Raw genomic sequence first — 11,453 nt, forward strand, 5'->3', positions numbered from 1 at the left:
CTTCGAGATGGACGATCCGACAACCGGATGCCAGGTGGGCTGCTACCCACCCGGCAATCCAGTCTATACCGCAACTCAAACATCCAAGAGGTGGCGCGCGTAGCGCGACGGAGTGGGGGTCTGCTGCACCATATGCGAGTGCCCTGCTCACAACAGGCACCGCGACCCATGAAAAAGGCCCGCGACGTGATCGCGGGCCTTCTTCATTTCGATGGTTGCGTCGAACCGTGCCGTCAGGCAGCCAGATCGCGCAGAACGTATTGCAGGATGCCGCCGTTCTTGAAGTAGTCGAGCTCGTCCAGCGTATCGATGCGGCAGAGGATCGGCACGTTCTTGACCGTTCCGTCGCCGTAAGTGACCTTGGCGATCATCTTCTGGCGCGGCTTAATGTCTTCAAGACCATCGATGGTCACCGTTTCGTCGCCCTTGAGGCCGAGCGAGGCCCAGGAGGTGCCTTCCTCGAAGACGAAGGGGATGACGCCCATGCCGACCAGGTTCGAGCGGTGGATGCGCTCGAAGGACTGGGCAATCACGGCGCGCACGCCGAGCAGGTTGGTGCCCTTGGCCGCCCAGTCGCGCGAGGAGCCGTTGCCGTATTCGATGCCGGCGAAGATCACCAGCGGCACGCCTTCCTGACGGTACTCCATCGCCGCGTCGTAGATCGGCAGCTCTTCCTTGGACGGGTAGTGGATGGTGTAGCCGCCTTCGCGTCCGTTTTCGCCGAGCATGTGGTTGCGGATGCGGATGTTGGCGAAGGTGCCGCGCATCATCACCTCATGGTTGCCGCGGCGCGTGCCGTACTGGTTGAAGTCGGCAACGCCGACGCCGTGGTCAGTAAGGTACTTGCCGGCGGGCGAGGCCGCCTTGATCGAACCGGCCGGCGAGATGTGGTCGGTGGTGATCTTGTCGCCGAACAGGCCGAGCACGCGGGCGCCCTCGATCTTGCCGATGGCTTTCGGGCGAGCACCCATGCCGACGAAGTAAGGCGGGTTCTGCACATAGGTCGAGCCGTCGTCCCAGGTGTAGGTCTGGCCGCTCGGTGCCTGCACCTTCTGCCAGTTCTCGTCGCCCTTGAAGACGTCGGCATATTTGCGGGCGAACAGCTCGCGGGTGACGTTCTTCTCGATGAACTCCTGGATCTCGGCCGAGCTCGGCCAGATATCCCTCAGGAACACCGGGTTGCCGTCGCGGTCCTCGCCGATCGGCTCGGTGGTGAGGTCCTTGGTGACGGTGCCGGCCAGCGCATGGGCAACGACCAGCGGTGGCGAGGCGAGGTAGTTCGCCTGCACGTCCGGCGAGACGCGGCCTTCGAAGTTGCGGTTGCCGGACAGAACGGCAGCGCCGATCAGGCCCTTGTCGTTGATGGTCTTGGAGATCGGCGCCGGCAGCGGGCCGGAATTGCCGATGCAGGTGGTGCAGCCGAAGCCGACAAGGTTGAAGCCGATCTGGTCGAGTTCTTTCTGCAGGCCCGACTTTTCGAGATATTCGGCGACAACCTGCGAACCGGGCGCGAGCGAGGTCTTGACCCACGGCTTCTGCTTGAGGCCGAGGCGGTTGGCGTTGCGGGCCAGAAGGCCGGCGCCGATCAGCACGCTCGGGTTCGAGGTGTTGGTGCAGGACGTGATCGCCGCGATGACGACATCGCCATGGCCGAGATCATAGTCGGTGCCTTCGACGGCGTAGCGCTTGTTCTGGTCGACGGTCTTCTTGTACTCGGTCTCGAGCGACTTGGCGAAGCCGGCGGCGATGCCTTCGAGTGGGATGCGGCCCTCGGGACGCTTCGGGCCGGCCATGGACGGGACGACTTCACCCAGGTCGAGCTCGAGCAGGTCGGTGAAGACCGGATCGGCCGAGCCGTTGTCGCGCCACATGCCCTGCGCCTTGGAATATTCCTCGACCAGCGCGATACGGTTTTCGGTGCGGCCGGACGTGTTGAGGTAGCGGATCGTCTCGGCGTCGACCGGGAAGAAGCCGCAGGTCGCGCCATATTCCGGCGCCATGTTGCCGATGGTGGCGCGGTCGGCCAGCGTCATGTTGGATAGGCCGGGGCCGAAGAACTCGACGAACTTGCCAACGACGCCCTTCTTGCGCAGCATCTGGGTGACGGTGAGCACGAGGTCGGTGGCGGTGACGCCCTCCTTGAGCTTGCCGGTGAGGCGGAAGCCGATGACTTCCGGCAGGAGCATGGAAACCGGCTGGCCGAGCATGGCAGCCTCGGCCTCGATGCCGCCGACGCCCCAGCCGAGAACGCCGAGGCCGTTGATCATGGTGGTGTGCGAATCAGTGCCGACGCAGGTGTCGGGATAGGCGGTCGTTTCGCCATCCTCGGCGTTGGTCCAGACGACCTGGCCGAGATATTCGAGATTGACCTGATGGCAGATGCCGGTGCCGGGCGGAACGACGCGGAAGTTGCGGAACGCCTGCTGGCCCCACTTCAGGAACTTGTAGCGCTCCTGGTTGCGCTCATATTCGAGCTCGACATTGCGCGCGAAGGCGAGCGGGGTGCCGAATTCGTCGACGATGACGGAGTGGTCGATGACCAGATCGACCGGAACCAGCGGATTGATCTTCTGCGGGTCGCCGCCGAGATTGGCCATGGCATCGCGCATCGCTGCGAGGTCGACGACGGCGGGAACGCCGGTGAAATCCTGCATCAGCACGCGGGCCGGGCGGTAGGCGATCTCGACGCCGGCCGTGCCCTTGTCGACCAGCCAGCCGGCAACCGCCTGGATCGATTCCTTGGTGACGGAGCGGCCGTCCTCATTGCGCAGCAGGTTTTCCAGCAGCACTTTCATCGAATAGGGCAGCTGGGAAATGCCGGTCAGGCCGTTCTTCTCGGCCTCGGGCAGGCTGTAATATACATATTCGGCACCACCTGCGGTCAGGGTGCGGCGGCAATTGAAACTGTCTAGTGATTTGGACACGTGCGATCCATCCTTGTCTGTTCAGCCTGAAAGGGAACGGACTCCGATGGGCATGCAATCACGCGCAAAGGTGCGGGTACGGCCATTTCCGCTGTCCGGTCCCAAGCAACCCGAGCCGTTCAAGGCGGCGCGTGCGCTGGTTCGGCGCAAATTCATTTTACCGCACCGACCGCTGGTGTGGTTGGGTGGCATATAGAGAATTTTCTGGAATAGTTCTAGACCGGTTTTGGGCAAATTTGCTGCGACGCACATTGGCCGCTAGGAATATTCCGACCACGGGGGAGCAATGCGGCTGATTGCCGAAAATCTGAGCGGGCAACGCGGCGGCGAAACGGTCTTTTCGGGCGTGGCTTTTGCGCTCGGTGAGGGCGAAGGCCTGGTCGTGACCGGTCCGAACGGCGCCGGCAAGTCGACGCTGCTGCGCGTTGTCGCAGGCCTGTTGCCGGTGTCGGAGGGCGCGGTCAGGCTCGACGGCGGCGGCGAGGAATTCCCGTCGGTCGGCTCGGCCTGCCATTATCTCGGCCATGAGAATGCGATGAAGACGGCGCTGACGGTGACGGAGAATCTCGTCTTCTGGCAGGATTTTTTCGGGCGGGCGCATCTGTCGCCGATGGAAGCGCTGGAAATGGTCGGGCTGGAAACCATCGGCCACCTGCCCTTCGGCTATCTGTCGACCGGCCAGCGCCGGCGTGTGGCGATCGCCAAGCTGCTGGTCAGCCATCGCCCGGTGTGGTTGCTGGATGAGCCGACGGCGGGGTTGGACAAGGCCTCGGAAGTGCAGTTTTCGGAACTGATGAGAGTTCATCTGGAAGACGGCGGGATGATTGTGGCGGCGACGCATTTGCCGCTGGGGCTTGAGGGGGTGCAGGCGTTGAGGATGGGGGACGCCACCTGATGCTGGCCCTCTACCTCCGCGATGTCAGGCTGGGCGTCCGCGCCGGCGGCGGGGCGCTGACGGGGGTGCTGTTCTTTCTGGCCGTCATCGCGACGATCCCCTTCGGCGTCGGGCCGGATCTTAATTTGCTGGCCCGCATTGGCCCGGCGATCCTGTGGATCGGAGCGCTCCTTGCCTCGCTGCTCGGCCTCGACCGGCTGTTCCAGGCCGACCGCGAGGATGGTTCGCTCGACCTGCTGATCCTCGCCAACGACCGGCATCTGCTGGCCTTCACCGTCTTCGTCAAATGCCTGGCGCACTGGACCGCCAGCGTGCTGCCGCTGGTGATCGCCGCCCCGCTGCTCGGCTTGTTCATGAACATGGAGCCGCTGGGGATAGGCGCGGCGGCGTTGACGCTGCTCGTCGGCACGCCGGCCATCACCTTCATTGGTGCTGCCGGTGCCGCCGTTGCCGTGGCGCTGCCGCGCGGCGGGCTGCTCGTCTCGGTGCTGGTGCTGCCGCTGGTCATTCCCGTGCTGATCTTCGGTGTTTCGGCGAGCTATGGCGCGGTCGCCGAGCCGGACCCGTTCCTGCCGCCATTTTTGATCCTATGCGCGCTGACGCTGTTTCTGGCCGTCATCGGCCCGGTCGCGGCGGCGCTGGCGCTGCGCTGGGGCGCGGATTGAACCCCATCACGATCCGGTCATCGCGCATTCGTCGCACTTTAGGTCGATTGCGGCAAAGCGGCAGCGCGGCTATGTAACGGCGATGAGCCAGCAGCGCCCATATGTTTTCGCGATATTGCCCATGCGCCCGGCTGCCCTCCGGCATCGGAGGCGGTCATGAGCGTGCATGACATGTATGTTTCGGCGGCCTACGGCATCTCGGCGCTGGTGATCGCCGGGCTCGTGTTCTGGATCATTGCCGACCAGCGCGCGCGTCAGCGCGAGATGGCCGAGCTCGAGGCGAGCGGCGCAAGGCGGCGCTCCGACCGCGCCGGTAAAGCGAAATGACGCTGCAAGCCGAACCGCAAAAGCCGCGCCGCAAGCTGCTGGCGCTTCTGCCGCTGGTGATTTTCCTGCTGCTCGCCGGCATCTTCCTGATGCAGCTTCTGTCGGGGCGCGACGTTGCGGTGGTGCCTTCGGCCCTGATCGGCGAGACGGCGCCCGAAACGAAACTGCCCCCGTTGGAAGGCGTTTCGCTACCGGGTCTCGAATCGAGCGCCTTTGCCGGCAAGGTCACGCTGGTGAATGTCTTCGCCTCCTGGTGCGCACCGTGCCGGGAAGAGCATCCGGTGCTGATGGCGCTGTCTCAGGACAAGCGCTTTTCCATCGCCGGACTGAACTACAAGGACAAGTCTGAAAACGCCCGTCGCTTTCTCGGCGATCTCGGCAACCCCTACAGCGCCATCGGCACCGATGACGCCGGCCGCACGGCTATCGACTGGGGTGTCTATGGCGTTCCCGAAACCTTCGTCATCGGCAAGGACGGCAAGATCGCCTTCAAGCATACCGGTCCGATCACGGTGCAATCGGCGCAGACGGTGCTTTTGCCGGAAATCGAGAAGGCGCTGGCGGCGCCGGTTCGGTAGAACCGAAGATTCCCCCTCTTCGCCCCGGCGAAGCCGAGACGGAGAGGGGTCTTGGCGAGGGTGAAGTTGACGAACTCACCACAACCATAGCGTTTGACATAAGCCATTGATGTCTTAACCTCCCCTGCAACAGGGCCGGCCAACGGCTCGCAACAAGGGGGGAGTCAAAATGCAGGACAGTTCCGCGCTCGCAATCTTTCTGCCGCTGGCGCTTGGCGTCATCATGCTTGGCCTTGGGCTGTCGCTGACGGTCGCCGATTTCCGCAATGTTCTGAAGCATCCCAAGGCGGTGCTGGTGGCGTTGCTGTGCCAGATCGTGATCCTGCCGATTGCCTGTCTCGGCCTGATCTATGCGTTCGGCCTGTCGCCGGCACTGGCCGTCGGCATGATGCTCTTGGCGGCAAGCCCGGGCGGCACTTCGGCCAATCTCTACAGCCATCTGGCCGGCGGCGACGTTGCGCTCAATATCACGCTGACGGCGATCAATTCGGCGCTGGCGCTGTTCACCCTGCCGCTCATCGTCAACTTTTCGCTGATCCAGTTTTTTGGCGAGGGCAAGGTCATTCCGCTGCAATTCTCCAAGGTCATGCAGGTGTTCGTCATCGTGCTCGGGCCGGTGCTGATCGGCATGTGGCTGCGCCGCAGATTTCCGGGCCTTGCCGCCCGGCTGGAAAAGCCGGTGAAAATCCTGTCGGCGGTGTTCCTGTTCGCGGTCGTGCTGGTCGCGCTTATCCAGGAATGGGACACGCTGGTGACCTGGGCGCCGGTGGTCGGGCTGGCGACGCTCGCCTTCAACCTGATCAGCCTCGCCGTCGGCTATTTCGGGCCGCGCCTGGCGGGCATCGACAGGCGTCAGGCAACCGCGATCGGCATGGAGATCGGCATTCACAACGGCACGCTGGCGATCGCCATCGCGCTTAGTCCAGTGCTGCTCAACAATGCGACCATGGCCATTCCGGCCGCCATCTACGGCTTGATCGCCTTCATAACCGCTGCCATCTTCGGTGCCTGGCTGAAGCGCAAGCATGCAGTGCCGGTGACGACCGCCGGCTGAAAGGCGGACATGAAGGAAGCGGCGATCCGGGAGCATTTCGTCCACCAGGCCGCCGCCTGCGATGCGCTCGGCTCGCCCTTCACGGCAAGGCTCTGCCGCGCGCTGGCGGCGAGCCTCGATCGCGGCACCAAGACCGGCGCGCGCGTGCTCGACTGGCCCGGTCATACGCGAGAAGACGCGCTGGCGTTGCGGCTATGCGGCGGGCTGCATGCGCTGGTGCTGTCGGGGGCGGATGGCCGGCTCGCTGCAATCTATCCGCCCAACGATGTCGACGAGGCGGCAATTGCGGCTGCGCTGCCGGAAGCGATTTTTCGCAATGACGACCGGCTGCTGGCGGCACTGGCAAGTGCACCGCAGACCAATGAGATCGCGCGCTCCGGCCTGCTTTTGCCGGGGTTCCTGACGATCGCCCGCGAAATCGGCCTGCCGCTGGCGCTTCATGAGATAGGATCGAGTGCTGCGCTCAATCTCCTGTTCGACCGGTTCCACTATCGCTATGGCGATGTCGAGTGGGGCGATCCGGCCTCGCCGGTGCGGCTCGCGCCGGACATGCGCGGAAAGCCGGTGCCGCTTGATGGGGCGCTGAAGGTCGTGTCGCGCAATGGCAGCGACATCGCGCCCGTCGATATCGGCATCGATGCCGACCGGCTGCGCCTGCGCTCCTATATCTGGGCCGACCAGACGGCACGGCTGGAGCGGATCGATGCGGCGATTTCGGTTGCCGGAACAACGCCGTTTTCGCTGGAAAAGGCCGATGCGGCCGATTTCGTGAAAGCCAGACTGGCATCAAGGCGGTCGGGAGAAACCTTCGTACTGTTTCACTCGATCATGTGGCAATACATGCCCGACGCGACGAAGGCGGCGATCGTCGCGGAGCTTGCCGCAGCGGGCAACGCCGCCACACCTGATGCACCAATCGCGTGGCTGCGCATGGAGCCTGTGAGTACGGCCGACAAATATGCGACGCTGAGCCTGACGTTATGGCCGGGCGGCGAGACGAGGCATCTTGCGCACTGCGATTATCATGGCCGCTGGATCGCGTGGAACTGAAAAACCCCGCCGGCCATATGGCGCAACGGGGTTTTTCAGGTTGCCTTGACGGTCGGCGTGAGACGGTTCAGCCGTAGACTTCCTGATAGGCGTGATGAAGCATTTCGCTGCGGTTGGCGCTGATGTCGGCGAGGTCGCGCGGCGTCAGGCTCTGGATTTCGGCGACGAGGCTGTTGTAGCGGCGACGCTTGGCGATTCTGGACTTGGCATTGTTGATGAATGAGGTGATCATGGAGTGGTCCCCTTTCGGACTGCCGCGTTCAGCGGCGTTAGGTTGTTCCTCCCTGATGGACTATAGATTGGCACGAATATGTTGCATTGCAACATTCAGTGTTGCATCGCACCAATGCAATGGTTGCATGCCTGGTTAACAGGTGCTTGCCGGTTGAAAGCCCTGTGACGGCAGATTTTACTTTTCACCGTTGCGGCGAATGAAAGCCTGGAATTCTGCGAGGGTGGTGCGCATTGTGGCGCGCGTTTCCGGTCGTTGCAGCATGGGGTCGAACTCTTCCGGCTTCCTGCCCAGCAGGGCGACTTCCAGCTCGGCGCCGTCGAACAGATCGAAGGACATGGTCTTCATGATTTCGCGCAAGGCCGCCCGCGCAAACAGCGAGCGCGGCGAGGCGTGGGCGAGCATGGCCGGCTTGCCGACAGCGGCCTCGCCGGAAACCAGCCAGTCGAGCGCGTTCTTCAGGCCGCCGGGAACGCCATGGGCATATTCCGGGCAGGCAACGATGATGCCGTCGGCGCCGGCGACCGCCTCGATCAGGCGCCTTGCCTCGGGCGGCGTGCTGTCGCCTTCCTCGTCCGGGTTGAAAATAGGCAGTGCGCCGACGCCGTCGTAAATCGCTATTTGGCAATCCGGCGGTGCGTTGTCGCGCAACGCTCGCAGCAGTGCGCTATTGCCGGAGCCGGCGCGCAGGCTGCCTGAGATGCCGAGGATGCGCATCAGGCCGGCCGCTCACCACATGGACTTCTTGTAGCTCTCGTCGAGCCACTTGTCGGTGGCATCGGCGCTGTCGGCGAGCGCGAGCTGGTCGCGCAGGATCTGGCCCAGCGTCGGCAGGGTGGCGCGGTCGTGCCAGCTTTCGGGCTTCCACAGTTCGGAGCGCATGAAGGCCTTGGCGCAGTGCATGTAGACCGCCTTGATCGAGACGACCATGACGCTGATCGGCGGCCTGCCATCGACGGCCAGCCGCTCGCGCAGCGTGTTGTCGGCGGTGATCCTGGCCGTGCCGTTGATGCGCAGCGTCTCGTTCATGTTGGGAATGAGAAACAGCAGGCCGACGGCGGGATTGCGGACGACATTTTCCAGCGTGTCGAGCCGGTTGTTGCCGGGGCGGTCGGGGATGGCGATGGTGGTGTCGTCGAGGATTTCGACGAAGCCGGGCTTGTCGCCCTTCGGCGTCACATCGGCATTGCCCTCGCCGTCAGACGAGCCGATCAGCACGAAGGGGCTCTTGCCGAGAAAACCCTTGGAATGGCCGTCGAGCGCGCGCAATTCCTTGCGCACCGCGCCGTCGCCGGGCGCCTTGTAGAGTTTTCTCAAATCCTCGCTGGTTTCGATGAACTCCATGACGCCCTTGCCCCCTTTGAAAAGATCTATTTCCTGATTCGGTCGTCCAGCGAATGCCGCATGATCAGCGGCATCTGGCTGAAAGTGAAGATAAGCGTGATCGGCATGATGCCCCAGACCTTGAAGGCGACCCATGTGTCAGTGGAGAAATTCCGCCAGACCACCTCGTTGACCACGGCCAGGAACAGGAAGAACAGGCCCCAGCGCAAGGTCAGCTTCCGCCAGCCCTCGGCGTCGAGCCTGAAGGCCGAATCGAAGACGTAGCCGAGCAGCGATTTGCCGAAGAAAAGCCCGCCCAGAAGCGTCACGCCGAACAGCGTGTTGATGATGGTCGGCTTCATCTTGATGAAGATGTCGTCCTGGAGCCAGAGCGTCAGCCCGCCGAAGATGAAAACGACGACGCCCGACACCAGCGGCATGATCGGCAATGTGCGCATCAGCAGCCATGAGGCGATCAGCGCGATCGCCGTGGCGATCATGAACAGGCCGGTTGCGACGAAGATCGGCCCGCCGAAATCGCCCAGCACCGGAAATCTTTCGACCAGCCACTCGCCGCGCGCATTGGCGAAGAAGAAGACCATCAGCGGCCCGAGCTCCAGCGCCAGCTTGAGCAGCGGGTTGACTTCTTTTTTCCGAGGGTCGGCGGGGTCGCGTTCGAAGACAGGTTCGTTCATTGGCTCTTTCTTACGCATGATCTTGTCCAAAAAGTCTGCAACTTTTTGGGATCGTGCTTCCTACGCTACTCCAGCGATCGCCTTGGCGAAATCGCTTGCGGAAAATGGTTCGAGGTCGTCGACCTGTTCGCCGACACCGATGAAATAGACCGGCAGCTTGTGCTTGGCTGCAATCGCGACAAGGATGCCGCCGCGCGCCGTGCCGTCCAGCTTGGTCATGACCAGACCGTTGACGCCGGCGACGTTGCGGAAGATCTCGACCTGGTTGAGGGCGTTCTGGCCGGTGGTGGCATCGACCGTCTGCAGCACCGTGTGCGGCGCTTCCGGGTCGTGCTTGTTGAGCACGCGGACGATCTTTTCCAGTTCCGCCATCAGCTCGGCCTTGTTCTGCAGGCGCCCGGCGGTGTCGATGATCAGCACGTCGGAGCCCGCCTCCTTCGCCTTCACGAAGGCGTCAAAGGCAAGGCCGGCAGCGTCGGCGCCAAGCTTCGAGGCGACGACCGGCGAATTGGTGCGTTCGCCCCAGATCTTCAGCTGCTCGATCGCTGCGGCGCGGAACGTGTCGCCCGCCGCCAGCATTACCGACAGGCCGCCGTCGGTCAGTTTTGCCGCGAGCTTGCCGATGGTGGTCGTCTTGCCGGTGCCATTGACGCCGACCACCAGAATGACGTGCGGCTTGTGCGACAGGTCGAGCTCCAGCGGCATCGCCACTGGCTTCAGCACCTTTTCAACCTCGATGGCCATGATGGCGCGGACTTCGGCGTCGGAGACATCCTTGCCGTAGCGGGTGGAAGCCAGCGCATCGGTGACACGCAGTGCGGTTTCCATGCCGAGATCGGCGCGGATCAGCACGTCCTCCAGTTCCTCCAGCGTCTCCTCGTCCAGCTTGCGCTTGGTGAAGACGCCGGCGATGCTGCCGGAAAGCTCCTTCGACGAGCGCGACAGGCCCTGCCGCAGACGCTGGAACCATGACAGCCTCGGCTCGGGCGCAGCTGGTGCGACCGGCTCGGCCTTCTGCTCGACCTTCTTGGTGACGGTGACCTTGCCGGGAGCGGGCGGTGGAGGTGGTGTCGGAAGAGGTGACGGCTCGGGTGCTATTTCATCGCGTAGAGGATCGGTCTCGATCGGCTCCAGCTGACGCAGCGGCGGCAGAATTTCGGCTGCGGGTGCTGCGAGTTCTTCCTCATTGAGGGAAGGGGACGCGACCTCCTCTCCCCCCTTGAGGGGGAGATGGTCCGAAGGACCAGAGGGGGTCGGTTCGACTGGGCTCGGCGATTCGGAAACAACCGGCGTTTCCGGTTCGGGCTCGTTGAAAGTTACCGTCGCGTCCGACGATCCGGGGACCCCACCCCGTTCGGCTTCGCCGACCGACTCGCCGGGGCGAGCCACGGGTCTCGCCCGTCCTTCGGACCCCCTCAAGGGGGAGGGGGACGTCGGCGCCGATTCGGCCGGTGACGGCGCAGGCGCAGGAATCTCTATGGGCGCAGGCGCGGGAACCGGCTCTGCCGGCTGCGGCGGCACTTCCTGCGGGGCAGGTTGTGGCTCGGGCGTTGGTTCTGCCGGGGGCGTTGGAACTTCGACCGGAGCCGGAGCAGGCTCGTCCGGCTGTGCGGGAACTTCTTCCGGCTCGGCAGGTGTTGGAGCCGGTGCCGGTTCTTCGGGGGCCGGAACGGTGGGTTCAGGCTCTACCGGAACTGGAGCGGGCGCTGG

Annotated in this window: 12 protein-coding genes; 6 read left to right on the forward strand and 6 right to left on the reverse strand. The window is 63.9% G+C overall.

Annotation, left to right across the window (positions count from 1 at the left end; all coding sequences use genetic code 11):
- Window positions 1-233: 233 nt before the first annotated feature.
- Window positions 234-2,924: an aconitate hydratase AcnA gene (gene acnA / locus BM413_RS00005; protein WP_091908643.1), complete on the reverse strand. Its 2,691-nt coding sequence runs from the start codon at window positions 2,922-2,924 to the stop codon at window positions 234-236.
- A 286-nt stretch (window positions 2,925-3,210) separates the two neighbouring features.
- Here acnA and ccmA point away from each other — a divergent pair, with 286 nt between their 5' ends.
- The 6 genes from ccmA to BM413_RS00035 all read left to right on the forward strand — a co-directional run bounded on the left by ccmA (window position 3,211) and on the right by BM413_RS00035 (window position 7,493).
- Window positions 3,211-3,819, forward strand: coding sequence for a heme ABC exporter ATP-binding protein CcmA (gene ccmA, locus BM413_RS00010; RefSeq protein WP_091908646.1), 609 nt, complete (start codon window positions 3,211-3,213; stop codon window positions 3,817-3,819).
- The gene (gene ccmB / locus BM413_RS00015) at window positions 3,819-4,484 is read left to right on the forward strand and encodes a heme exporter protein CcmB (protein ID WP_091908649.1); all 666 of its coding nucleotides are present in this window, start codon (window positions 3,819-3,821) and stop codon (window positions 4,482-4,484) included. Before ccmA ends, ccmB begins: the two co-directional genes overlap by 1 nt.
- Window positions 4,485-4,640: 156 nt before the next feature.
- Window positions 4,641-4,811 carry a heme exporter protein CcmD gene (gene ccmD, locus BM413_RS00020; RefSeq protein WP_091908652.1) on the forward strand — a complete coding sequence of 57 codons (171 nt, stop codon included), beginning with the start codon at window positions 4,641-4,643 and terminating at the stop codon, window positions 4,809-4,811.
- Entirely contained in the window at window positions 4,808-5,389 is a 582-nt protein-coding gene (locus BM413_RS00025; RefSeq protein WP_175544213.1) for a DsbE family thiol:disulfide interchange protein, read from the forward strand. Before ccmD ends, BM413_RS00025 begins: the two co-directional genes overlap by 4 nt.
- A gap of 169 nt (window positions 5,390-5,558) precedes the next feature.
- Window positions 5,559-6,443: a bile acid:sodium symporter family protein gene (locus BM413_RS00030; protein WP_091908655.1), complete on the forward strand. Its 885-nt coding sequence runs from the start codon at window positions 5,559-5,561 to the stop codon at window positions 6,441-6,443.
- 9 nt (window positions 6,444-6,452) lie between these two features.
- Entirely contained in the window at window positions 6,453-7,493 is a 1,041-nt protein-coding gene (locus BM413_RS00035) for a DUF2332 domain-containing protein (protein ID WP_091908658.1), read from the forward strand.
- A gap of 67 nt (window positions 7,494-7,560) precedes the next feature.
- Here BM413_RS00035 and BM413_RS00040 read toward each other — a convergent pair whose 3' ends face one another.
- The 5 genes from BM413_RS00040 to ftsY all read right to left on the reverse strand — a co-directional run bounded on the left by BM413_RS00040 (window position 7,561) and on the right by ftsY (window position 11,222).
- The gene (locus BM413_RS00040; protein ID WP_091908661.1) at window positions 7,561-7,725 is read right to left on the reverse strand and encodes a YjiS-like domain-containing protein; all 165 of its coding nucleotides are present in this window, start codon (window positions 7,723-7,725) and stop codon (window positions 7,561-7,563) included.
- Window positions 7,726-7,902: 177 nt separating this feature from the next.
- Entirely contained in the window at window positions 7,903-8,442 is a 540-nt protein-coding gene (locus BM413_RS00045) for an NADPH-dependent FMN reductase (protein ID WP_348272863.1), read from the reverse strand.
- A 12-nt stretch (window positions 8,443-8,454) separates the two neighbouring features.
- Complete coding sequence (locus tag BM413_RS00050) at window positions 8,455-9,069, reverse strand: pyridoxamine 5'-phosphate oxidase family protein (RefSeq protein WP_091908667.1); 615 nt, start codon at window positions 9,067-9,069, stop codon at window positions 8,455-8,457.
- 26 nt (window positions 9,070-9,095) lie between these two features.
- A complete protein-coding gene (locus BM413_RS00055) occupies window positions 9,096-9,743 on the reverse strand; it encodes a septation protein A (RefSeq protein WP_091910161.1) in 648 nt (215 codons plus the stop codon).
- A 60-nt stretch (window positions 9,744-9,803) separates the two neighbouring features.
- Window positions 9,804-11,222, reverse strand: coding sequence for a signal recognition particle-docking protein FtsY (gene ftsY / locus BM413_RS34090; RefSeq protein WP_348272869.1), 1,419 nt, complete (start codon window positions 11,220-11,222; stop codon window positions 9,804-9,806).
- Window positions 11,223-11,453: the final 231 nt, after the last annotated feature.

It is taken from the genome of Mesorhizobium sp. YR577 (genome assembly GCF_900116595.1).
In the GTDB taxonomy this organism is placed as follows: domain Bacteria; phylum Pseudomonadota; class Alphaproteobacteria; order Rhizobiales; family Rhizobiaceae; genus Mesorhizobium_M.